This is a genomic window from Micromonospora sp. NPDC006766 (genome assembly GCF_040636055.1).
Classification (GTDB): domain Bacteria; phylum Actinomycetota; class Actinomycetes; order Mycobacteriales; family Micromonosporaceae; genus Micromonospora.
The window spans coordinates 91,794-113,941 of record NZ_JBEYIX010000007.1 but is presented as its reverse complement, the minus strand read 5'-3'; the positions used below and the strand labels follow the sequence as shown (position 1 = coordinate 113,941).

General features: G+C 71.0%; 24 protein-coding genes, 1 tRNA gene and 1 pseudogene. 15 read left to right on the top strand and 11 right to left on the bottom strand.

The features are described 5' to 3' along the window. Positions 1–275: 275 nt before the first annotated feature. The 3 genes and pseudogenes from ABZ671_RS10785 to ABZ671_RS10775 form a co-directional block, all read left to right on the top strand. Positions 276–989: pseudogene (locus tag ABZ671_RS10785) on the top strand (helix-turn-helix transcriptional regulator); the annotation flags it as partial. Between the two features lie 35 nt (positions 990–1,024). Then, positions 1,025–1,147, top strand: coding sequence for a DUF397 domain-containing protein (locus ABZ671_RS10780; protein ID WP_357854873.1), 123 nt, complete (start codon positions 1,025–1,027; stop codon positions 1,145–1,147). A 150-nt stretch (positions 1,148–1,297) separates the two neighbouring features. After that, a complete protein-coding gene (locus ABZ671_RS10775; protein ID WP_357854675.1) occupies positions 1,298–1,897 on the top strand; it encodes a GNAT family N-acetyltransferase in 600 nt (199 codons plus the stop codon). Here the strand turns inward: ABZ671_RS10775 and ABZ671_RS10770 are convergent. Next, the gene (locus ABZ671_RS10770) at positions 1,864–2,409 is read right to left on the bottom strand and encodes a CGNR zinc finger domain-containing protein (RefSeq protein ID WP_357854672.1); all 546 of its coding nucleotides are present in this window, start codon (positions 2,407–2,409) and stop codon (positions 1,864–1,866) included. The two genes, ABZ671_RS10775 and ABZ671_RS10770, sit on opposite strands and share 34 nt — an antisense overlap. A gap of 85 nt (positions 2,410–2,494) precedes the next feature. Between ABZ671_RS10770 and ABZ671_RS10765 the strand changes: the two genes are divergently transcribed. Together ABZ671_RS10765 and ABZ671_RS10760 are read left to right on the top strand one after the other, a co-directional pair. After that, a complete protein-coding gene (locus ABZ671_RS10765; RefSeq protein ID WP_357854669.1) occupies positions 2,495–3,457 on the top strand; it encodes an EamA family transporter in 963 nt (320 codons plus the stop codon). After that, positions 3,454–4,149, top strand: coding sequence for an HAD family hydrolase (locus ABZ671_RS10760; RefSeq protein WP_357854666.1), 696 nt, complete (start codon positions 3,454–3,456; stop codon positions 4,147–4,149). The genes ABZ671_RS10765 and ABZ671_RS10760 overlap by 4 nt, the downstream gene beginning before the upstream one ends. Positions 4,150–4,272: 123 nt before the next feature. Here the strand turns inward: ABZ671_RS10760 and ABZ671_RS10755 are convergent, their stop codons facing one another. Next, positions 4,273–4,920: a helix-turn-helix domain-containing protein gene (locus ABZ671_RS10755; protein WP_357854663.1), complete on the bottom strand. Its 648-nt coding sequence runs from the start codon at positions 4,918–4,920 to the stop codon at positions 4,273–4,275. Between the two features lie 63 nt (positions 4,921–4,983). Here ABZ671_RS10755 and cysS point away from each other — a divergent pair, with 63 nt between their 5' ends. Together cysS and rlmB are read left to right on the top strand one after the other, a co-directional pair. Further along, positions 4,984–6,399, top strand: a complete 1,416-nt coding sequence (cysS, locus tag ABZ671_RS10750) for a cysteine--tRNA ligase (protein ID WP_357854662.1) — start codon at positions 4,984–4,986, stop codon at positions 6,397–6,399. Then, positions 6,399–7,517 carry a 23S rRNA (guanosine(2251)-2'-O)-methyltransferase RlmB gene (gene rlmB / locus ABZ671_RS10745; RefSeq protein WP_357854659.1) on the top strand — a complete coding sequence of 373 codons (1,119 nt, stop codon included), beginning with the start codon at positions 6,399–6,401 and terminating at the stop codon, positions 7,515–7,517. Before cysS ends, rlmB begins: the two co-directional genes overlap by 1 nt. Positions 7,518–7,571: 54 nt before the next feature. Here rlmB and ugpC read toward each other — a convergent pair whose 3' ends face one another. Then, positions 7,572–8,663 carry a sn-glycerol-3-phosphate ABC transporter ATP-binding protein UgpC gene (gene ugpC / locus ABZ671_RS10740; protein ID WP_357854656.1) on the bottom strand — a complete coding sequence of 364 codons (1,092 nt, stop codon included), beginning with the start codon at positions 8,661–8,663 and terminating at the stop codon, positions 7,572–7,574. Positions 8,664–9,018: 355 nt separating this feature from the next. Here ugpC and ABZ671_RS10735 point away from each other — a divergent pair. The 3 genes from ABZ671_RS10735 (at position 9,019) to ABZ671_RS10725 (ending at position 10,276) form a co-directional block, all read left to right on the top strand. Beyond that, positions 9,019–9,095: transfer RNA gene (locus tag ABZ671_RS10735), tRNA-Thr, on the top strand. A gap of 617 nt (positions 9,096–9,712) precedes the next feature. Next, positions 9,713–9,952 (top strand): hypothetical protein, encoded by a 240-nt coding sequence (locus ABZ671_RS10730; RefSeq protein ID WP_357854654.1) that lies wholly within the window; start codon positions 9,713–9,715, stop codon positions 9,950–9,952. An 18-nt stretch (positions 9,953–9,970) separates the two neighbouring features. Continuing rightward, positions 9,971–10,276, top strand: coding sequence for a hypothetical protein (locus ABZ671_RS10725; RefSeq protein WP_357854651.1), 306 nt, complete (start codon positions 9,971–9,973; stop codon positions 10,274–10,276). A 50-nt stretch (positions 10,277–10,326) separates the two neighbouring features. On the opposite strand, the gene ABZ671_RS10720 is transcribed toward ABZ671_RS10725, so the two are convergent. From ABZ671_RS10720 to ABZ671_RS10705, 4 genes are all read right to left on the bottom strand, one after another. Next, positions 10,327–10,608, bottom strand: a complete 282-nt coding sequence (locus ABZ671_RS10720) for a hypothetical protein (RefSeq protein ID WP_357854647.1) — start codon at positions 10,606–10,608, stop codon at positions 10,327–10,329. Beyond that, positions 10,605–10,910 (bottom strand): hypothetical protein, encoded by a 306-nt coding sequence (locus ABZ671_RS10715; RefSeq protein ID WP_357854644.1) that lies wholly within the window; start codon positions 10,908–10,910, stop codon positions 10,605–10,607. The genes ABZ671_RS10720 and ABZ671_RS10715 overlap by 4 nt, the downstream gene beginning before the upstream one ends. A gap of 34 nt (positions 10,911–10,944) precedes the next feature. Next, positions 10,945–11,916: a hypothetical protein gene (locus tag ABZ671_RS10710; protein WP_357854641.1), complete on the bottom strand. Its 972-nt coding sequence runs from the start codon at positions 11,914–11,916 to the stop codon at positions 10,945–10,947. A 159-nt stretch (positions 11,917–12,075) separates the two neighbouring features. After that, on the bottom strand, positions 12,076–12,330 hold the full coding sequence (locus ABZ671_RS10705; protein WP_357854639.1) for a hypothetical protein: 255 nt from the start codon (positions 12,328–12,330) through the stop codon (positions 12,076–12,078). 35 nt (positions 12,331–12,365) lie between these two features. Here ABZ671_RS10705 and ABZ671_RS10700 point away from each other — a divergent pair, with 35 nt between their 5' ends. Genes ABZ671_RS10700 through ABZ671_RS10690 form a run of 3 tightly spaced genes read left to right on the top strand, consistent with a single transcriptional unit; the run spans position 12,366 to position 13,709 of the window. After that, on the top strand, positions 12,366–12,842 hold the full coding sequence (locus tag ABZ671_RS10700) for a MarR family transcriptional regulator (protein WP_357854636.1): 477 nt from the start codon (positions 12,366–12,368) through the stop codon (positions 12,840–12,842). After that, positions 12,839–13,240, top strand: a complete 402-nt coding sequence (locus ABZ671_RS10695; RefSeq protein ID WP_357854633.1) for an AraC family transcriptional regulator — start codon at positions 12,839–12,841, stop codon at positions 13,238–13,240. The genes ABZ671_RS10700 and ABZ671_RS10695 overlap by 4 nt, the downstream gene beginning before the upstream one ends. Positions 13,241–13,289: 49 nt before the next feature. Beyond that, entirely contained in the window at positions 13,290–13,709 is a 420-nt protein-coding gene (locus ABZ671_RS10690) for a VOC family protein (RefSeq protein WP_357854630.1), read from the top strand. A gap of 54 nt (positions 13,710–13,763) precedes the next feature. Here ABZ671_RS10690 and ABZ671_RS10685 read toward each other — a convergent pair whose 3' ends face one another. Further along, positions 13,764–15,638 (bottom strand): hypothetical protein, encoded by a 1,875-nt coding sequence (locus ABZ671_RS10685; RefSeq protein WP_357854626.1) that lies wholly within the window; start codon positions 15,636–15,638, stop codon positions 13,764–13,766. A 129-nt stretch (positions 15,639–15,767) separates the two neighbouring features. After that, entirely contained in the window at positions 15,768–16,331 is a 564-nt protein-coding gene (locus tag ABZ671_RS10680; RefSeq protein WP_357854624.1) for a protealysin inhibitor emfourin, read from the bottom strand. Between the two features lie 115 nt (positions 16,332–16,446). On the opposite strand from ABZ671_RS10680, the gene ABZ671_RS10675 reads away from it, so the two are divergent. Both ABZ671_RS10675 and ABZ671_RS10670 read left to right on the top strand, forming a co-directional pair. Next, on the top strand, positions 16,447–18,846 hold the full coding sequence (locus ABZ671_RS10675; protein WP_357854622.1) for a M4 family metallopeptidase: 2,400 nt from the start codon (positions 16,447–16,449) through the stop codon (positions 18,844–18,846). A gap of 94 nt (positions 18,847–18,940) precedes the next feature. Then, on the top strand, positions 18,941–19,708 hold the full coding sequence (locus tag ABZ671_RS10670; RefSeq protein ID WP_357854619.1) for an enoyl-CoA hydratase/isomerase family protein: 768 nt from the start codon (positions 18,941–18,943) through the stop codon (positions 19,706–19,708). A 118-nt stretch (positions 19,709–19,826) separates the two neighbouring features. On the opposite strand, the gene ABZ671_RS10665 is transcribed toward ABZ671_RS10670, so the two are convergent. Together ABZ671_RS10665 and ABZ671_RS10660 are read right to left on the bottom strand one after the other, a co-directional pair. Beyond that, entirely contained in the window at positions 19,827–20,270 is a 444-nt protein-coding gene (locus ABZ671_RS10665) for an HNH endonuclease (protein ID WP_357854616.1), read from the bottom strand. A 329-nt stretch (positions 20,271–20,599) separates the two neighbouring features. Further along, the gene (locus ABZ671_RS10660; protein WP_357854613.1) at positions 20,600–22,144 is read right to left on the bottom strand and encodes an FAD-dependent oxidoreductase; all 1,545 of its coding nucleotides are present in this window, start codon (positions 22,142–22,144) and stop codon (positions 20,600–20,602) included. Positions 22,145–22,148: the final 4 nt, after the last annotated feature.

Below are 22,148 nucleotides of genomic sequence, written 5' to 3'. Positions count from 1 at the left end.
TTGGTTCCGAGGCATGTCCACGGTCCCTCCTATGGAGCTGAGTCGTTTGCGACATCACCCCGGCTGGTGGAACCGCCCCGCCGGGGGAGCGGGCGGTCCCACCGCGACGCCGCGCTCGGGGGAAGAGCGGCGAGCGTCGCGCTTCACAGTCTGCTGACGACACGACTACGGTCGGAAGGGTTTGTCCGCGCTGTCCGAGGCATTGTGGGGCCGGGCCGGATGGCCGGTGGCACGGCGCTGGAGTCGATCATCGTGCGGCTGGAGGGCGGCTGGAGATGGCGGACGGGCGGATGACAGCGGCGGCGTTCCTGGTGGCGGAGTTGCGCCGCGCGCGGACCCGACGAGGCTGGAGTCAGGAGGAACTGGCGAAGGCGATGAACTACTCGCCGTCCATGGTCAGCGCGGTTGAGCTGGGTCAGCAGCCACCCACCCCGAAATACCTGGAACTCTTCGACCAGGCCCTCGACAGCGGTGGCCTCTTCGGCCGCATGCTCACCGACCTGGTCAGCCTGGACCGAGCCCAACCCTGGCTACGCGGCAGAGGCGCGATCGTCGCGCAAGCGAAGATGTTGCGCTGGTTCGAGCCGCTCTACGTGCCCGGCCTGCTCCAGACCGAGGCATACGCCCGTGCCGTCTTCGAGGCAGGTGGCCTGCTCGAATCAGAGGATGTCGAACGCCGGCTCAACGAGCGAATGGAGAGCCAGCGCATCCTTTACGAGGAGCAGCCGCCACGATTGATGGCGGTGGTGGACGAGGCTGCTCTTCGCCGCCAGGTTGGCACGCGCAAGGTCATGTGTGACCAGACGACACACCTCGCCCGGATCGCGACCCAGCACCCCCGCGTCCGGCTGCACGTCGTGCCACTGTCCGCGCAGGAGTATCCGGGGCTCGGCGGCCCGTTCATCCTTGCGACTCTCCGCGAGGGAATCGACCTGGCGTTCCTCGGCACGCAGGTGGGTGGGCAGGAGCTTGATCAACCGGCGGATCTCGCAGGCGTAGCGCCCAGACCAACGACTGCGTCGAAGTGGCGACGAATCTTCCTGGGGTGGTCGGGGTCGGGGTGCGGGACAGCAAGGATCCGGCTGGTCCGGTGCTCACCTTCGACGCGTACGCCTGGCGGGTTTTTGTGGCCGCGCCGCCGCGCTGATGTGACCACCCCGCGCTGACGCGGACCACCCGGCCCCACGATCGGTGACAGCTCAGCTGTGGTTGCCCCGGCGTGTCGACCTGCTCAACTGCCACGCTTCGGGCTCTAATTCTGTCGACCGGCGGCGCGGGGGACCGGCATGATCCGACCGTGCGAGACGACGACGGTGGGGTGCTGCTGGAGACCGAGCGGCTGCGGCTGCGCCGGTTCACGACGGCCGACGTGGATCATTTGGTCGAGTTGGACAGCGACCCGGAGGTCATGCGTTTCCTGACCGGCGGGCAGTCCACGCCGAAGGCGACCGTCCGAGACGAGCAGATGCCCCGGATCCTCGCGCAGTATGACCGCCACCCCGGCCTCGGTCGCTGGGTGGCACTCGACGGCACGAGCGGGGAATTCCTGGGCTGGTTCGCGCTGGATCCGTCCGCCGACGGGACCGAGGCGGAGCTGGGCTACCGGCTGCGTCGGTCGGCCTGGGGGCACGGCCTGGCCACCGAGGGTTCCCGGGCCCTGGTCCGCCACGCGTTCGAGACCGTGGGAGTCCGGCGGGTCTGGGCGGAGACGATGACGGTCAACGCCCCGTCCCGGGCCGTCATGGCGAAGGCCGGCCTGCGCTACGTACGCACCTTCCACCTGACCTTCGACGACCCGATTCCCGGGACCGAGCACGGCGAGGTCGAGTACGAGCTGCGCCGGGAGGACTGGCCTGCGGTGCGTCAGGGGTGGGACGCCGCCTTGCGGGCCCGGTAGGCGCTCACCGCGGCGCGGTTGCCGCAACCGGCGTCGCAGAACCGGCGGCACCGGTTCCTCGACAGGTCGACCAGGACGTTGTCGCAGTCCGGGTGGTCGCAGATGCGTAGCCGGCTCAGCTCGCCCATGCGAACCAGGTCGGCCAGTGCCATGGCCGCCTCGACGGCCATCCGGGTCGCCAGCGGCGCGTCGCGGGGCACGGCGTGCACGTGGTACGGCTCGTCGTCGTGCCGGATGAGCTGCGGCAGCGCGCGTGACTCGCGGAGCAGCCCGTTGACGGTGGCCACCACCTCGTCGGTGTCGGCGTACCAGATCCGCCGGAGCCGGGGGCGCAGGGCGTGGACCTCGCGCAACTCCCCGTCGGTGTGCTCGTGCCGGCCGGTCCAGCTGTGCGCGGCGATGAACTCGTCGAGGGCGGCCACGTCGGGCAGCCCTTCCCGGCCCGGGCCAGCGGTATTGACCAGCCCGGCGGTGGCGACCAGGCCACACTCGGTGTCATGGGCGAAGAGCAACTTGACTCCTGTCAGGATGCCAGCCTAGCGTCATCAGCATAACCACGTTTTATCGATGACCGGTCGCTCGGATCTAGGAGCCTTGATGCGTGAACGGTCCGGCCTCGGCCTCGGACTGGCCCTGATCTCCGCGGTCACCTTCGCCACCTCGGGCACCTTCGCCCGCTCTCTGATCGCGGGCGGCTGGTCCGCCGAGGCCGTCGTGGTGGCCCGGGTCGGCATCGCGGCGCTGGTGCTGGCCGTGCCGGCCGTGCTGGCGCTGCGCGGTCGGCGGCCGGTGCTGCGCCGCAACGCCGGCACGATCATCGTGTTCGGAGTGCTCGGCGTGGCGGTCGCCCAGGCGTGCTTCTTCAACGCACTTCGCTACCTTCCGGTCGGCGTGGCGCTCCTGCTGGAATATCTCGGCATCGTGCTGGTGGTGGGTTGGATGTGGCTCGTCCACGGCCAGCGGCCCCGACTGCTCACCGTGGCCGGCTCGCTGACCGCGCTCGGCGGGCTGGTGTTCGTGTTGGACCTGACCGGCGCCGAGCGGCTCGATCCGGTGGGGGTGCTCTGGGGGCTCGGCGCCGGGGTCGGCCTGGCCGGGTACTACGTCATCGCCGGCCGGGTCGATGCCGCGCTGCCCTCCGTGGTGATGGCCAGCGGGGGCATGGCCGTCGGCGCGCTGGTGCTGGGCCTGCTCGGCGCGCTCCAGGTGTTGCCGCTGCGGGCCGCCACCGCCGACGTGACCTTCGCCGGGCATCGGGTGAGCTGGCTGGTGCCGATCGCCGGCCTGTCGCTGATCGCGGCCGTGGTCGCGTATCTGACCGGCGTCGCCGGGGCCCGGCTGCTCGGCGCGCGGCTCTCCTCGTTCGTCGGACTGACCGAGGTGATGTTCGCCGTGCTGATCGCCTGGCTGGTGCTGGGCGAGCTGCCGAGCGTCGTTCAACTGTTCGGCGGGGCGCTGATCGTGATCGGGGTCGCCCTGGTCCGGCTGGACGAGCTGCGCGCCACGCCGGCGGCGGCCCCGCCCAACCCGGTCGAGCCGGCTCTGACCGTCGAGCGATGAACGGATCACGCACCGCAGTCGTCTTCGATGCCGACGAAACCCTGATCGACCTGCGGCCAGCGGTCACCGGTGCGCTGGTGGCCGTACTCGAGGAGATGCGGCGGTGGAGCCCGGCGGTGGGCATCTCCCTCGCGGACCTGGAGTCGGACTGGCATGAGGTCTTCGCGGCGCTCAGCGCCGCGCCGGTGCTGGAGATCCGACGGGCGGCGCTGGCCCGATCGCTGGCCCGGGCCGGGCTCGACGACCAGTTGGAGAGGTTCGCGGCGCTCTTCTTCGCCCGTCGGTTCGCGCTGAGCCGGCCGTTCTCGGACGCGGTGCCCACGCTCGCCGCGTTGCGCCCACACCACCTGCTGGGCTTCGCCACCAACGGCAACAGCCGCGCCGGGCGCTGCGGGCTCGCCGGCCAGTTCTCGTTCGAGTTGTACGCGCACGAGAACGGCCTGCCGAAGAAGCCGGCGCCCGAGTTCTACGCCGCCGTGGTGACGGCGGCCGGCGTCCCGGCCGAGCGGATCGTGTACGTGAGGGACTCGCCGGCGCACGACGTGGTGGCGGCGCAGCGGGCCGGACTGCGAGCAATCTGGTTGAACCGCCTCGGGCTGCCCCGCCCGTCCGGGCTGGCCCCGGATGCCGAGGTGGCCACGCTGACCGAGCTGCCCGAGGCGCTCGCCCGGATCGCGACTGCGGTCCTTTGATCGACTCAGTGTGCGGCAAAACGTGGTCTCGTCATCGGATGTGACCCCAACATGTGGTCTCCGGGCCGCCTGAGACCACAGGTTGCCGCACACGGAGTCGATCAAGCCTGGCCAGGGGGCCAGTCAGGACAGGGCGGTGGTGATGGCGGCAGCGGCGGCGCTCACCTGAGCGCCGACCACCGCCACGTCGAGCGGGGCCAGGGACACCACCCCGACGCTCGCCTCCAGCCCGGGCACCCCGAGCACCGGCGCGGCCACCCCGTACGCCCCGGACTGCAGCTCCCCCCGGGTGCTGACCGGGCCGGCGGCACCCGCCCGGCCGGCGAGGATGGCCCGCCCCGCCGCTCCCCGCTCCAGCGGGTGCCGCGAACCGGTCCGATACGCCACGTGGAACGACGTCCAACTCGGCTCCACCACCGCGAGGGCGACCCCCTCACCGCCCTCGACCACGGTCAGGTGCGCCGTCGCGCCGGCCTGCTCGGCCAGCCGGCGCAGCGCGGGCAACGCCCCCTCGGCGAGCAGCGGCTGGGCGCGCCGGGCCAGGTGCAGCACGCCCGCGCCGAGCCGGAGCCGGCCCGTACCGTCGCGGCGCAGCATGCCGTGGTCGGTCAGCGCGCCGACCAGCCGATAGACCGCCGCCCGGCCGACGCCCAGCCGGTTCGCCGCCTCGGTGACGGTCAGCCCGCCGGGCGCGTCCGCGACCAGGTGCAGCAGGCGTAGGCCCCGGTCCAGGGTCTGAGCCGTCTCTCCCGTGCGCGCCGCCGTGTCCACAGCACGCAGCGTACGACCCGGCACCGAGCGACCCGGAATCGTGCGTGCGGCTACCCTTGTACGGTGACGCTACGCCTGTATGACACCGCCACCCGAACGGTCCGGGACTTCGTCCCCCGGGAAGCCGGCAAGGTGGCCGTCTACCTGTGTGGTCTCACCCTCCAAGCCCCGCCACACATCGGTCACCTTCGCTCCGGCGTCAACTACGACGTGCTGCGCCGCTGGCTGATGGCCTCCGGTTTCGAGGTCACCTTCATCCGCAACCTGACCGACATCGACGACAAGATCCTGGTCAAGGCGATGGAGCAGGGCCGCCCGTTCTGGTCGATCGCGTACGCCAACGAGCAGATCCTGGCCGAGTCCTATCGGGCGCTGAACGTGCTGCCGCCGACGTACGAGCCGCGAGCCACCGGGCACATCCCGGAGATGCACCAGCTGATCGCCCGACTGATCGAGACCGGGCACGCCTACCCGGCCACCGACGGCTCCGGCGACGTCTACTTCGACGTGACCTCCTGGCCCGCGTACGGGTCGCTCTCCGGGCAGTCCCCGGAGGACATGCAGTCCGCCGGGGACGCCCCGGAGCGGGGCAAGCGCGACCCGCGGGACTTCGCGCTCTGGAAGGGCGTCAAGCCGGGCGAGCCGGCGGATGCATACTGGCCGTCGCCGTGGGGCCGGGGCCGGCCCGGCTGGCACATCGAGTGCTCGGCGATGTGCTGGCGCTACCTCGGGCCCGAGTTCGACATCCACGGTGGCGGTCTCGACCTGACCTTCCCGCACCACGAGAACGAGATCGCCCAGTCGCAGGCGGCCGACCTGCCGTTCGCCCGCTACTGGGTGCACCACGGCCTGCTCGGCATCGGCGGCACCAAGATGGGCAAGTCGCTGGGCAACACCCTCGACCTCGACTACGTGGCCGGCCTCGGGGTGCGCCCGGTGGAGCTGCGCTACTACTACGTCGCCGCGCACTACCGGTCGCGCATCGACTACTCGGAGGACGCGCTGCGCGAGGCTGCGGTCGCGTACCGGCGGATCGAGGGTTTCGTGCAGCGGGCCGCCGAGCGGGTCGGCGCCGGGCAGCTCGGCGAGCTGCCGGCCGGCTTCGTCGCGGCGATGGACGACGACCTCAACACCTCGGCCGCCCTGGCCGTGCTGCACGAGGTGGTCCGGGACGGCAACAACGCGCTGACCGTCGGCGACGATGTGACCGTGCGCACGACGCTGGCCGCCGCGCGGGCGATGCTGGATATCCTCGGCGTCGACCCCGTGGACCCGGCCTGGACGGGCGGCGGCCGCGAAAGCGACCTGCGCGGCGTGGTGGACTCCCTGATCGCGCTCGCCCTGGAGCAGCGTGCCCAGGCGCGCAGCCGCAAGGACTGGGCCGCCGCCGACGCCGTCCGCGACCAGCTCAAGCAGGCCGGCGTGGTGGTCGAGGACACCCCGCAGGGCCCCCGTTGGACTATTGGAGAGCAGGACTGATGGCCGGCAACTCGCAGCGCCGTGGCCGGCGACTGACACCGAAGGCGGGCGCCCCGAAGGGCTCCGGCGGCAAGAACAAGGACTCTCTCGCGGGCCGGGGCCGCACGCTGCCCGCCGACGAGCGGCCCTGGCACAAGGCATACTCGGGCACCGAGAAGCTGCCCCAGCGCACCGCCTGGAAGCAGGACAAGGAGCGCCGCGCGGCGGCCGAGGAGGGGCGCGCCCCCAAGATTGGCCAGCCGGGCACCAAGGACACCACCTGGGGCAAGGGCAGCCGGGCCGGGGTCCCGCTCAAGGGCGGCAGTAAGGGCAAGGCCCCCGGCCGTAGCGGCCCCCGGGTCGCCCCGGGCCGCAAGGCCAACCCGGCCAAGGACAGCCCGGAGCTGCTGGTCGGGCGCAACCCGGTGCTGGAGTCGCTGCGCGCCCAGGTGCCGGCGACCGCCCTCTACACCGCGCAGGGCATCGACGTCGACGACCGGATCAAGGAGATCGTCCGGACCGCCGCCGACCGGGGCATCGCGATCCTGGAGGTCGGCCGGGCCGAGCTGGACCGGATGACCGGCGGCGTGCTGCACCAGGGCGTCGGCCTACAGGTGCCGCCGTTCGCGTACGAGCCGTTCGAGGACCTGGTGGCGGCCTCGCTGGAGCAGGCCGCCCCGCTGCTGGTCGCGCTGGACGGGGTCACCGACCCGCGCAACCTCGGCGCGGTGATCCGGTCCGCCGCCGCGTTCGGCGCGCAGGGTGTCTTCGTACCCGAGCGGCGGGCCGCCGGGATCACCGCGACCGCCTGGCGGACCAGCGCCGGCGCGGCCGCGCGGGTGCCGGTCGCCCAGGTCACCAACCTGACCCGGTCGCTGAAGGCGTGCAAGGACGCCGGCTTCGTCGTGGTCGGCCTGGACGCCGACGGCGAGACCGACCTGTACGACCTGGAGGCCGCGGTCGGCCCGCTGGTCGTGGTGGTCGGCTCGGAGGGGCGCGGGCTGTCCCGGCTGGTCGGCGAGACGTGCGACCTGACCGTGAGCATTCCGATGGTCTCCGACGTCGAGTCGCTCAACGCCAGCGTCGCCGCCGCGGTCACCCTCGCCGAGGTCGCCCGCCGGCGCGCCGTCGAGCTCTGAGCACAGCCGAAAAGGGGCGGTCCGCCGTGACGGACCGCCCCCCTTTCGCGTACGTCAGATCCGGTTGCCGGTGGTGGCGTGGAAGACGTGGCTGCGGCCCTGGCGCGGCCTGACGAACACGGTGTCACCCATGTTCGGCATGGAGCGCCGGTCGGTCCGCACGACGAAGCGCTCGGAGTTGCCGCCGAGCGCGGCGTGGCCGTAGATGTTGGCGTCGGAGCCCAGGTCCTCGACCAGCTCGACCACGACCGGCATGCCGCCCTCGCTCGGGCTGACCAGGTCGCAGTCCTCCGGGCGGAAGCCCACGGTGACCTTGCCGTCGCCGCCCTCGGCCCGGGCCGCCTCGATCTGCTCGCGGGTCAGCGGCACGTGCATTTCGGCGAACGCCGCGCCCTGCTGGGTCAGCGGCACGGTCTTGATGTTCATGGCGGGGGAACCCATGAAGCCGGCGACGAAGACGTTGGCCGGGGTGTCGTAGAGCGCGCGCGGGGTGTCCACCTGCTGCAGGACGCCGTCGAGCATGACCGCGACCCGGTGGCCCATCGTCATGGCCTCGACCTGGTCGTGGGTGACGTAGACCGTGGTGACGCCCAGCTTGGCCTGCAACGATGCGATCTGCGTACGGGTCTGCACCCGGAGCTTGGCGTCGAGGTTCGACAGCGGCTCGTCCATGAGGAAGACCTGCGGCTCGCGGACGATCGCGCGGCCCATGGCGACCCGCTGGCGCTGGCCGCCGGAGAGCGCCTTCGGCTTGCGGCCGAGGAAGTCCTCGAGCTGGAGCAGCGCCGCCGCCTCCTTGACCCGACGGTCGATCTCCGACTTCGAGGTCTTGCGCAGCTTCAGCGCGAACGCCATGTTCTCGTACACCGTCATGTGCGGGTAGAGGGCGTAGTTCTGGAAGACCATCGCGATGTCGCGGGACTTCGGAGGGAGGTGGGTGACGTCCCGCTCGTCGATGTAGATGGCGCCGTCGTCGACGTCCTCCAGGCCGGCGAGCATCCGGAGGCTGGTGGACTTGCCGCAACCCGACGGGCCGACCAGGACGAGGAACTCGCCGTCGCCGATCTCAAGGTCGAGCTTGTTGACCGCAGGGCGCTCGGTGCCCGGGTAGATCCGGGACGCCTTCGCGTAGGTGACCGTAGCCATGGTGGAGCGCTTCCTTTCACCGGCAGGAACGTGCCGGACGATCCGAGTGGAAGGAGCGACCGGCACCCGTGGTGCCGGTCAACGGGCGTCGCCCGGGGCGGCCGAGGCCGACCTAGGTGTCGTCCGTGTCACTGCACGGTAATCGGGTTTCTCGACCCTGCCAAGATGGGGATCATCGGGTGGGATGGATCGCATACCGCATAACGGTCACACGAGCATGGCAAGGCATCAATCCCCACGGCTCGCCCCCGCATCGGCGGCGATACGTCGGTCCCGAGCATGTTTTCCATGCTCGGGAGCCCTGCCGAGCGGGATTACCGGGCGTCGGTCGCCTATGCTGACCACGGCACCACGCGCCCCTGTAGCTCAGCTGGCCAGAGCACTCGCCTTGTAAGCGAGATGTCGCCGGTTCGATCCCGGCCGGGGGCTCCAATTCCATCAGGCGTTTCGTGGCGGCGGCCGCCACGAAACGGCCGGATGATTCCATCCAGGGAATTGGCAGCTGAGCAGGCCGACACGCCGGGGCGACCACAGCTGAGCCGCCAGCGATCCGGGATGCCTGTTGGTCAGAGGCACAGGTCACCGCCCCCCTGTCCGTGCGGACGGGCCAGGGTCGCGATGCACGAGCAACACGACATGCGGCGCGGGTCGAACCGGCGCGGCTTCTCCCACCCGGCAGCAGCGCGGGCAGCGGATCGCGCCCACGTGCGCCGAAGCTGGCGGCAGGTGCAGCGCCGTCCGGACAGCCGCCTCCGCCTCGCGTACGGCATGCCGCACGCCGGCCAGGCGACAACGACAGCCAACGCCACCGTGCCGACCAGCAGCGGCACAACGGCGACCAGGGCAGGCTGAGCTACGGTAGGCATCACGCCTCCTTCAGATGTGAGGGATGGGAGAGCGCGGGACGGGCCGGGACTCTTGGCGGGGAAACGACCCGGCCCGCGGGCAACCGCAGTGATCAGGTGGCCACCGGGCCCTGGCGCTCCAAACGTGCTGTTGTATTTCCGCGTCAGGGTATCGAGCTGTCGACCGTTCGTAGGAGAGCAGCCATGCCGACCCGGCACAGCCGCCATGGCCTGACGTTACGTCCGGACTACCGGATGGTCGTCCTACGCGACATCTATTGCGACGCCGCCGTGGGTTCAACGGCCGCTATCAGCGAGGCCAACAAGAATGTGGCAGCGAGCATTGGATACGAGGTCTACATCGTCGTAAGTCAGGACCTCATAGAGGTACGAGCCGACGTGGAGAGCTGGGACGAAGCCCCCGAGGATGACTTCAGCGCGTAAGGGTGGACGGGTCCCCTGATGTTCGACCTGGACTGTCCCACCGGGGATTTGCAGGTTGGCGACATCTTCGGTACGGCCATTACTGGCATCGGCCCATCAAAGGGGCCTGGCCGGTATGCGGTAGCGCTGTTTCATCGCGGACGCGAGCAGGCAGACGGGGCGTACTACGGGATTCTGAAGGTGATGGGCACTGACGGCGCGGATGAACGGGTCGCCGACCTGCAACGACAGCACTCCGGCATCGAGCAGTACCTGATGCGGATCTGGTGGCAGACCGACCTGCCACCAGACGAAGACGATGATGATCGGCATTGCGCCCTGTGATCTTGACGTCGACCCGGTGGATGTGAACCCCTCCCCGTCGTGCTCTAGGTTCAGAAGTAGTCCTGAAGGGCGGCGAGGCCGAAGTTCGTCAGGATCCCGAGGCCGACGAGGCCGATGCGTAGCCAGGGAACGTCCCGGGCGGGCTTGATCCCGACCGAGAGCGCGGCGGCGAAGGTGGCAGCGGCGACCAGGCAGATGATGACGCTCAGGGCTCGGTAGATGGGTCCGTTAAATGACCACCAGGCCCAGGTGCCGAACACGGCCGCAATGAGCACGAGGACGCTCAGGCCGATGAGCGGTGTGGCGATTTTCCATCGGATCCAGGCCGTCATTCCTGCCACTTTTCCTCAGCGTCGGGCGACGCCTGATCGTTGGCGTCACGGAGCTGTTGGGCCTGGCGCTCGTACTCGGCCCGTTGCTCAGGGGAGAGGGCGTCGCGTCGGGCCATCGCCTCGGCGAACGAGGCCTGCAGTGCGATGCCGTGCCAGGAGACGGACGCAGCGGTGCGGAGGTTCTTGTCCCCGCTGAGCACTGTACGGGCGAGCGAGCCCAACGGGTCGTTGGCACCGCGGCTTCGGGCGAGCGAGGCGAGGAGCGCTCGGGCCAAGGGTTCGCGGGTGATGTCGTCGGTCATTGCTCGTCCTACTGGCCGGGATGATGGTAGGGCTTCAGCTCCGGCAGGGCGGCGACTGCCGTGTCGGCCTCGACCATTGCGATGGAGCCGGCGATGGTGCGGAATGTGGCCTCGGCGTTGCCGTACCAGGTGGAGATCTCCTGGTACAGGTCGTATGCCTGCCAGGCGTAGTAGGCGGCGATGCTGTAGCCGGCGACGGCACCGATGCCGGTTCAATGGCGGCGGTGCCGGCGGCCGAGGCGAGGTTGACGATGATGAGAAGGTCGATGAGCTTGCTGATCAGCACGGTGACGACGGAGAACAGGTGTTTGGCCGCCTCGGCGGCCTGCGTGTAGAGGTCGGCGTATTGCCGGCACACGGGGTGGAAAGCGCAGGTTGCCGCGCCAAGGTCGTGCTGGTATTGCTGTTCGGCTTCCGCGGCGTTGCCACGCCACACCTCCGGCACGTCGCCAGCACCGGTCCAGCCGTCAAAGGGATCTTCCCGGAACAGCCAAACGCTGATCTGCCGAAGCCAGGCGGCAGGGCTGAGCAGGTCGCTGAGCGGGTTGATCTGGAACATCTCGATGCCGGTGGCGTAGTTCGGGGCGACGAGGCGGCCGGCTGGCTCCGCGACGTCAGTGAAGGCGGCGCGGGGTGCCGATGCCCACAGGTCGGGGCGGCCGGTGGGGAAGCTCGACCGCAGGCTCGTGGGGTCGGGGGCGCCGGGGTAGCTCTGGTCGAGACGCGCGGCCGCGGTGCCATCCGACGTGGCGTACTCACGCTGCGCCAGGTTGATCTGGGTCGCGGCGTCGCGGGTCAGCGTCTTGAGTTTCTCCAAGCCTTGCGTCATTTGCTGGTACGCCGTGTGGTGCGGACCGGCGACATGGAGCAGCAAGCCTTCCTGGCCGAAAATCAGGTCGCAGTGCCTCTTGGTGTATTCCAGGACGTCAGCAGCGTCGCCGGATGCCCGATGCAGCAGGTTGTAAAGACCGTTGAGGCCATTCGGGTCTACGAAGAAGCCGCTCATGATCCCCCGCGATCGCCGCCGGCATTCGGAGGCAGCTTAAACGTGGCAGTCACAAAGATCAACGCTTCGAGCGCGCTCGGTAACTGTGGGCGCTTCTATTCCGGAGGTGTCGCTGTCGATCGGACGACGACGGCGTTCACCGCAACCGCCGGCCGTACGTCAGTGGCCGCGTCGGGCCTCGCGTTCGGCGCGCTTGCGCTCGCGCTGCTCGCGGCTCCACTGCTTACGCCGCTCGAGGTCTTCCTTCCACAGGTCGCGGGCCTGCCGGGAGCCCCCTTGCACGGCGCCCTCCACGGTCGGCGGGCCGGCGAGGTTGCGGAACACCCAGCCCAGGAGGCGTCCACCCTCACCGGCCTTCTTCTCCTCGGCAGCCATCGTCCACTCTCCGTCCCGCGACCATTGGTTGGTGGTCAAATGGTTTGTGCACCAACGGTTGGTACCGTAGCAGCGTGGCGAAAATCGGTGAAGGGGCAGGCGACCCGCTGGCGCTCGAACAGCAGGTCTGCTTCGCCCTGTCCGTCGCGGCCCGCGGCGTCGTGGCCGTGTATCGTCCGCTGCTCGAACCGATGGGCCTGACCCACCCGCAGTACCTGGTGATGCTCGCCCTCTGGCAGCACGCGCCGCTGTCCGTACGCGAACTGAGCCGCCTGTTGCAGCTCGACCCGGGCACCCTGTCGCCGCTGCTCAAGCGCTTGGAGGCGATCGGCTATCTCCAGCGCGAGCGGAACCCGGTCGACGAGCGCAGCCTCGCGGTGACCCTCACCGCCAAGGGGCGGGCCCTGCGCGCCGAGGCCGAGCGGATTCCACCGGCCATCGTCGAGCGGCTCGGCATGCCCCTCGACGACCTGCGGAAGCTGCACGTCGCGCTGACCGAGGTCATCGACGCCGCCCTGCAGGCGTCGAAGGCACAGCCGGACCTGACATGAGCCGGGCGGTCGAAGAGTCCAACCGGGCGATGCTGCGCGCCCGGGACGCCATGGACCGGGCGTACGCGCAGCCGCTGGACGTGCCGGCGCTGGCCCGGATCGCGCACGTCTCCGAGGCGCACTTCATCCGCACGTTCCGCGCCACCTTCGGCGAGACCCCGCACCGCTACCTGCAACGCCGCCGGGTCGAACGGGCGATGTACCTGCTGGTGCAGACCGATCAGTCGGTCACCGAGGTCTGCTACGCGGTGGGCTTCGGCAGCCTGGGCACGTTCAGCCGCACGTTCCGGGACATCGTCGGCGAGTCGCCGTCGGAATATCGGCGGCGGAAGGTGGTCGCGGCGAGCGTACCGAGCTGTTTCATCAAGGCGTGGATGCGGCCGAGCGCGGCCAGCTGATCAGTTTTGGATAAGCAGCAGGTCATCGTCCTGCTTTAACGTTTCCGGCATGACGATGAACGCGATTTCCCGCTCCCAGATCTACGTCCTCGACCAGGACGAGGCCCTCGACTTCTACGTCGGCAAGCTCGGCATGGAGGTCAACACGGACGCGGACCTCGGCTTCATGCGCTGGCTCACGGTCAACCTGCCCGGCGACCCGGAGCGCGAGATCCTGTTGGAGAAGCCGGGGCCGCCGGCCCTCGACCCGGCCACCGCCGAGCAGGTTCGCGAGCTGCTCACCAAGGGGGCGCTGGGCGGCCACCTCTTCATGACCACCGACGACGCCCACAAGACGTACGCGGATCTGATGGCGAAGGGCGTGGAGGCCTACGACGAGCCGACCGAGCGGCCGTACGGCATCGACTTCGGCATCCGCGACCCGTTCGGCAACAAGATCCGCATCGGCCAGATGTTCCCGCGTTCCTGAGGAGCGGACCGTGACCGAGGCGGTCATGACGCGGGCGACCGGGGACCGGGCGCGTCAGCGACCGCGGATCCGGCGACGGATGCCGGTCCAGATCCGGGTACGCCGGATCCACCGCAGCCGGTGCAGCGGGCCGCCAGCGGGCTTGCGCGGCTCGGGTCGCGCGCTGATGCGGGCGTAGGTCGCGCCGGTGGTGGGGCGGGTGGTGCCCGGTTCCAGCCGCTCGGAGGCCACCGCCAGCGCGGTGAATTGCTGGAGGACGGTGGCGACGGGACGGCCGCCCTGCGCCGCCTTCCGCAGCGCCTGCTCCACCACCGGCCGGCGCATCAGCCCGGTCAGCGGGCCGTGCGCGGTGTCCAGCAGGTCGGCCATCACCGCCACGCCGTCGCCCTCCCACACGCGGGTGGCGGTGGACTGCCCGGTGGAGACGCTGACGAAGGGCACCTCCGACCACTCCGGCACGAGCCGGGCGATCAGGCCGGTGTGCAGCAGTCGGTCCTGCTTCTGAGCCGGGGTCAACGCGAAGGTGGTGGCGACGAAGCCCGGTGCGAGGAACGGGGTGACCATCCCGGTGGTGTAGGCGGAGGTCGACCACCGGCGCATGCGTTCCACCAGGTACAGGTAGTCGAGCAGGTGCAGGCCGGTCAGGCCTATCTCTCGGGCGTGGTCGAGGACCCGGCTGATCCGGGTCTTTTCGGCGGCCAGCACCGCTGGCGTGATCGCCTCGTGCGGCGCACCGGCGAGCAGCCGGGCCAGGCCCGCCTCCTCCGGGGTGGGCATCGGGTCGGAATCGGCCGCCGGGTACCAGTATCCGATCGCCAGCTCGCCGGCCGCGCCGGTGAAGGTGGCCGGCCGGACCTGCTCGGAAAGCGTCGGTGGGGCCGCCGGGCGGACCAGGTACGTGGACGGGAACTGATGGTCGTAGTGGTCCAGGAGCAGCCGGGCCCGTTCCCGTAGACCGGTGTCGAGCACCTGCGCCGGCGCTCCGGCGAGCCGGAGTTGGTGCTCCGGGTCGAGGCCCCGTTTGTCGCGGAGCAGCTGCACGAGCTGGCGGGCCACCTCGCCTTCCGCTCGGGTGTCCTCGTTGGTGAGGAACCGGGGCATGAGGTCGGCGGCGATCAGCGCGGCGGCGATGAGTCGGGAGTCCTTCCCGCCGGACAGACCGAGGGTGATTTCGTCGCCGTAGAGCCGGTGCATGCTGGCAGCGGCCCGGGTCAGCGCGTCGGCGGCCCGGTCCAGTTGCTCGTGCACCGGCCGTCCCTGGTCGGCGTACCCGCTGTTCGCCACGTCGTCGGTGGCGTATCGGAGCTCACTGGCGAGGCGCCAGCCGCCGGCGGTACGGCGGTGACCGGTGGCCCGCTCGCCGGGACGCATCAGCCGGGTGCCGGCGATCGGGGAGAGCTCGCCGCCGAAGTGCCCGCAGCTGGTGTACGACGTCCAGCCGTCCAGGTCCGGCCGGACCTCGCCGTGCAGGAACGCGGCCAGCAGAGCGGGGCGCGTGCAGTATGCCGTCACCCCGTCCGCCGCGTTGGTGAAGATCCGGGCCATTCCGAGCCAGTCCTGTTGCAGGGCGAACCGGTCGGTGTCCAGCGCCAACAGGCCGAAGGGCGGCACCAGGTCGTGGTGCACGTCCTCGCCGGCGAGGAGCCGTCCGGCCAACGCCGTCGGGCCGGCCCCGACCTCCTCGAGACCCACCGGTATCCCCATCGAGACGGCGGTGACCGGACCCTCGGTGTCGACCGTCGGCCACCGGTAGGCCCCAGGATCGGCCGGGTGCAGGACCATGACGCCCCAGTCGTCGCCCCCGAAGTCGTGTCGCCGCCAGGACGCCGGCACCAGTTCGGCGACGACGTCCGCAAACCGGGCCATGCGGGTCGCCCGCACGTCTTCGGCCTGCGGAACCTCGGCGAACCAGGCCAGCATGACGTGCATCTGCAACTCCCCGCCGTTGAATGACTTGTGCCCTGCCGCTGATGAAGGACCGCCGCGCCGCATCCTCCTTGGACACTATCGTGATGGCGGTCTCTATTGGATCCTCTCGACCAGCGTCGGTTAGCTGGCTCAGCTGGTGGCCTCGGTGAGCAGCTCGATCAGGGCGGCGGTCGCCGGCGGCAGGGCATCATCCGGGCAGTCGACGTAGCCGGTGGTCGTCCCGTTGACGGTCAGCCGGTAGGTGAAGGCGTCCGCGCAGGTGGTTGACGCGGTGCGGACGGGTTCGGTGGCCAGCCGTGGATCGGCGGCCAACCGCCGCAGCCGGTCGAGGTCCGCCGCGCTCAGCCGGCCGGTACGCGAGTTGCCGCCATCGTCGGCCTTCGTCCAGTTTCCGTCGGGCTCGACGGTCACGGTGTCCTGCCGCCCGATCAGGCCGCCGGTGGTGGCCAGCTCGACTCGGACGGCCGGTGCGGGCCCGGTGGCGGTCGGCGGGTGATCGGTGGCGGCCGGGGTGGGGGCGGTGCTGGTGGCGACCGGGGCGATCCCGGGGCCGGAGCTGGTGGGGGCGGTCTGCGCGCAGCCGGTCAGCGTGACAAGAAGTACGGCGGCGGTGGCCGCTGCGGCGAGGGTCGATCTCATGCCGATCGGACGCACGGCGGGGCCGTTCGGTTCCGGCCACCTGCGCTGACTCATCCGAACGGCCAGTGTCCCCGGCAAGATTCGCCCGGCCCCCTTCCCCTTTCCTGAAGGTATCGCTATATCTACATGTGTGACTACCCCCGTCACATCTTCCCCCTCAGGAGGGCCCGTGAGAAGATCCCTCGCCGCCGTCAGTGCAGCGTTGCTCACCAGCGGCGTGCTGACCTGCGTCACCACCACGGCGTACGCGGCAACACCCACCGCCCCGACCGCGCAGTCCGCGGCGGCCCGTGCGGACAGCCTGCTCCGCGCCAACCCCGGTGCCGTCCAGGGCGCCGGCAGTGAGGCGTACCAGGCTGTGCGTACCAAGGTCGACGCCTCCGGCGCCACCCACACCCGGTACACCCGGACCTACCACGGCCTGCGCGTCTACGGCGGTGACTTCGTCATTCACACCGCCCCGAACGGCACCATGTCCGGCACCTCGGTCGGCCTGACCGCGCCGCTCACCCTGGGCACCACGGCCAAGGTCAGCTCGGCCGCCGCCGAGGCCAGCGCGCGCAAGGTCTTCTCGGGCACGCTCACCTCGGTGGGCACCCCGGAGCTTTTCGTCGACGCCAGCTCCGGCGCGGGGCGGTTGGCCTGGGAGACCGTCGCTACCGGCTGGAAGGCCGACAAGCAGACCCCGTCCAGGCTGCACGTGATCACCGACGCCACCACCGGCACGTTGATCGGCTCGTACGACGAGATCGAGACGATCGCCGGCACCGGCAACAGCGTCTACTCCGGCACGGTCGGCATCGACACGACGCTCTCCGGCAGCACCTACCAGATGGTCGACCCGTCGCACGGCAACGGCCGCACTTGCGACATGAACAACAAGACCAGCGGCACCTGCACGACGTTCACCAACTCGACCAACACCTGGGGCAACGGCGCCAACTCCGACCGGCAGTCGGCCGCGGTCGACGCGCACTTCGGCGCCGCGGTGACGTTCGACTACTTCAAGAACGTGCACGGCCGGAACGGCATCTTCGGCAACGGCACCGGCGTGCCGAGCCGGGTGCACTACGGCAGCAACTACGTCAACGCCTTCTGGGACGGCTCCCAGATGACCTACGGCGACGGCTCCGGCAACGCCCGCCCGCTGGTGTCGCTGGACGTGGCCGGCCACGAGATGAGCCACGGCGTCACCGAGGCGGTCGCCGGCCTGGTCTACTCCGGCGAGTCCGGCGGCCTCAACGAGTCCACCAGCGACATCTTCGGCACGATGGTGGAGTTCTATGCCAACGCGCCGAGCGACCCGGGCGACTACGACATCGGCGAGAAGATCAACATCAACGGCAACGGCAAGCCGCTGCGTTACATGTACAACCCGTCGCTGGACGGCTCGTCGCACTCCTGCTGGTCCACCACGACCAAGAACGTTGACGTGCACTACTCGTCCGGGCCGGGCAACCACTTCTTCTTCAACCTGGCCGAGGGCACCGGCGCCACCCCGTACGGCACCTCGCCGGTCTGCGGCTCGGCCCCGGCGGTGACCGGCATCGGCCGGGCCAAGGCCGAGAAGATCTGGTACCGGGCGCTCGACGTGTACTTCACCTCGAACACCACGTACGTCAACACCAGCAACCCGGCCAACACCGCCCGGGCGTACACCCTCAAGGCGGCGACCGACCTGTACGGCAGCTGCTCCACGGAGTACAAGACGGTCCAGGCGGCGTGGACCGCGGTCAACGTGGCCGGCAACGACGCGCCCTGCGGGTCGACCGGCAACGACTTCTCCGTCTCGCTCTCGCCGACCGCCGGCTCGGTGACCGCGGGCGGGGCGGTCTCCAGCACCGTGTCCACCGCGACCACCAGCGGGACCGCGCAGACCGTGACGCTCGCCGCGTCCGGCCTGCCGACCGGCGCCTCCGCGTCGTTCAGCCCGTCCTCGGTGACCTCGGGCGGCTCGTCCACCCTCACCATCACCACCTCGACCAGCACCCCGGCCGGCACCTACACCGTCAACGTCACCGGTACGGCGACGTCGGGCACGAAGACGTCGACGTACACGCTGACCGTGAACGGCAGCAGCGGCGGCTGCACCGGCGCCGGCCAGAAGCTGGGCAACCCCGGCTTCGAGTCCGGCCGGACCATCTGGACGGCGTCGTCCGGCGTCATCGGCCAGTACGGTTCCAGCGGCCAACCGACCCACGGTGGCACCTGGAACGCCTGGATGGACGGCTACGGCAGCACGCACACCGACACGCTCTCCCAGTCGGTGAGCCTGCCGGCCGGCTGCACGACGTACAACTTCAGCTTCTGGCTGCACATCGACAGCTCGGAGACGACCACCACCACCGCGTACGACACGCTCAAGGTGCAGGTGCTCAACTCCTCCGGGACCGTGCTGGCGACCCTGGCCACCTACTCGAACCTGAACAAGGCCGCCGGGTACAGCCAGAAGTCCTTCTCCCTGGCCGCGTACGCCGGCCAGACCGTCACCCTGAAGTTCACCGCCGCCGAGGACGTCCTGTACCAGACGTCCTTCGTGATTGACGACACCGCGGTCGACGTCTCCTGACCTGGCCGTACCGTCGGCGGGCCCGGCGGCCACCCCACTCGGGTGGCCGTCGGGCCCGCGCCGTTATCGTCGGCGAACCGACGGAGGAGGAGACATGTCGGACGCGAAGCTGACAGTCACGGTGACCGGCCCGGTGGCGACCGTGGTGATCCGGAACCCGGCCCGCCGCAATGCGATGACCCCGGCCATGTGGCGGCGGCTCCCGGTGCTGCTCGACGCTGTGGAAGCCGACCCGGCGGTGCGTGCGCTGGTGCTCACCGGCGCCGACGGCACGTTCTGCGCCGGCGCCGACCTCGGAGACCTGGACGAGCTGCTGGAGGCCGGTGACGACAGCATCGCGGTCGCCGCCGAGGAACGGCTGGCGGCCTTCGCCAAGCCCACCCTGGCCGCGATCGAGGGGGCCTGCGTCGGCGGCGGGTGCCAGCTCGCCGTCGCCTGCGACCTGCGGCTCGCCGCGGCGGACGCCCGGTTCGGGGTGCCCCCGGCACGGCTGGGGCTGGTCTATCCCGCGCCGACCACCCGGCGGCTGGCCGGCCTGGTCGGTCCGTCCGCCGCCAAACATCTGCTGTTCACCAGCGAGCTGGTCGACGCCGAGCGGGCGCTGCGGATCGGGCTGGTGGACGAGGTGCTGCCGGCCGACGCGCTGGCCGCTCGGGTCGACGCGGTCACCGCCGCCATCGCCGAGCGGTCGCGGCTCACCGTCGCGGCAGCCAAGGAGATCATCGACGGGCGCGCCGACGACGCGCGAGTCGCCTGGTGGCACGGGCAGGTCCGGGCCAGCGGCGAGGCCCGCGAGGGGGCCGCGGCGGCCAACGAGCGCCGGCCGCCGCGCTTCGGCTGGGCGCCGCCCGTAGGCCGCTGACCGCCGTCCGTAGGCCGCTGGGCGCCGTCCGTAGGCCGCTGACCGCCGCCCGGGGCCGGCGGACGCCGCGCCGGAGGCATACCCCCGACGCGACCCCCTGTGCCCGCCGGCCGGCCCGTCACCGCGCGGCGAGCACCGCCCAGCTCGGCGTCGCCGGCTCGCGCCGCAGCGGCATGCCCGCCTCGGCCGGCGTCCGGTCGCCCTTGCGCTGGTTGCACTCGTAGCAGGCGGCGGTGGTGTTCTTCCAGGTGTTCCGGCCACCGCGCGAGCGGGGCAGGACGTGGTCGATGGTGCTGGCTGGGCGGTCGCAGTACGCGCAGTGGTGGTCGTCGCGGCGCAGCACCGCGCCCCGCGACCAGGCCGGGCCGGCGTTGAACCGCCAGCGGGTGACGACGTACCGGACGAGGCGGACCACCCGGGGGACCGGGAAGATCCCGATCAGCCGGTCCGGCTCGGCCTCGTGGATCTCGGCGACCCGCCGGCAGAGCATCCGGATCGCGTGCTGGACGGTGACCCGGTGCAGCGGGCCGAGGTCGGCGTTGATGACGAGGACGGCGTCCACCGGGTTCTCCCTTCACGATCGGTGGTACGGCAGCAAAAAGCCGCCCGGTCCTTGCGGGGGGCGGCTGCGGCGCTGACGGGTGTACGCGTCAGTCGGGCCACCCGGCGCGGGGACCTTCGGCTCGGCAACCGTCGCTGAACAGCCACGACGTCACGGTGGTGGCGTGTCGTAGCGGCATCGACGGCTCCCGGAGCGGTGGTTGACCTTGCGCGTTCACGGTAGATCGGCGCAGGGAAGGCGGGCAACGCATTTCAATGCCCCGCCGTACGCCCTGTCGGGCGGTGAGAAGGGAACCCTTCTCTACCGCAGGCGTTAACAGGGGGCCCCTCCTACAGCAGGCCACGCGGGCGGACCGAGTAAAGCGGCTCGGTCGCGGCACCGGCCGCGCGCAGGATGTGGTTGGCGGCGAGGATCCCGGTCGCCGCCGACCGTTCCATCAACGCGCAGGGGAACTCCGTCCGGATTCCGTCACCGGCCAGGTAGAGCCCGTCCGCGTCGGTGCGTACCTCGGGGCGCTCGGCGTGGCCACCCGGTGGGAATGCCGGTGCCCGCGCCTCGACCCGGGCGCGCAGGGCGCGGATGCGCAGGTCGGCGGCCTCCGGCCAGAGCGCGGCCAGCTCGACCCGCATCCGCTCGGCCAGCTCCTCCGCCGGCACGTCCGGCTCGCAGGCGTACGCGTGCAGCTCGATCACCGAGCCGCCGGTCCGTCGCGCCCAGCGCTGCGGCTCGTCCTCCAGCCGGTGGTAGAGGGTGACCGAGTCCAGGGTGGGTTGCCGGGACACTCCGCTGAACACCGCCCGCTCCGGGCGCACGTCCCCGTCCGCCCAGTAGCGCGCCACCGCGTACGGCGGGCCGGGCCGGCCGAACGCGGGCATCCGTGCCACCAGCTCGGGTGCCGCCGCGACCAGGCCGGGGGAGGCGGCGACCAGCGCGGCCAGCGCGGGCGGGTCGACGGCCAGCACCACGTGCCCGGCCGGGTGGCCGGCGCCGTCGGTGGTGGTCACCCGCCAGCCGTCCGGCGTGCGGTCCAGCCGGGCCGCGGCCGTGCCGGTGTGGATTCGGCCGCCGTGCCGGCGCACGTGCCGGGCCAGCGGCTCCCAGATCGCCGTGGCGTGGTCCTGGTCGGGCGCGTCGAAGGCCAGCCCTTCCGGGTTGCCGAGCAGATAGAAGTGGAACTGGGCGATCATCTCGGCGGCTGACATCTCCGCCTCGTGGTTGAAGAACGCGTGGGCGAAGGTCTCGAAGATCATCGCCCGGGCCCGGTCCGGTAGCCGCAGCGCGGTGAGCAGCTCGTCGGCGGTCCGCCGGTCGAACTCCGCGTAGGTGCGGACCGGGTCGTAGGCGAGCAGCGGCAGCGCGGCGTCCCGGTCCATCGCGCGCAGGTCGGCCAGCCGCAGGCTCGGGCTGCGCAGCAGCAGGGCGAGCAGGCTGACCGGCGGCGCGGGCGGCAGCCGGCCGAAATCCTCCGTGGGCCACTCGGCCGACAGGATCGGGTAGCCGGGGACCGGCTTGAGGAATCCCAGCGCCGGGTCGATCCGTCGCAGGATCGACCGCCAGTTGTAGTACTGCCGGAAGAACGCGTGGAAGCCGTGCTCGTTGCGTTGCGTGCCGTCGGGCAGCTCCTCCGGCCAGGCGCCGAGCCGGCCGCCGAGGGTCGGTGCCGCCTCCAGCACGGTCACCGCCACCCCGCGCTCGGCCAGCACCACCGCCGCCGACATGCCGGCGATCCCGCCCCCGACCACCACCGCCCGCACCGGCTGCGGCACGCGGCGGGCGCCACCCCCACCCGAATCCACCCGGTGCCGCCGTACGCCAATGAGCCGCCCGACCGCCCGGGTGAGAAGGGAACCCTTCTCTACCTGAGGCGTTAACAAGGGG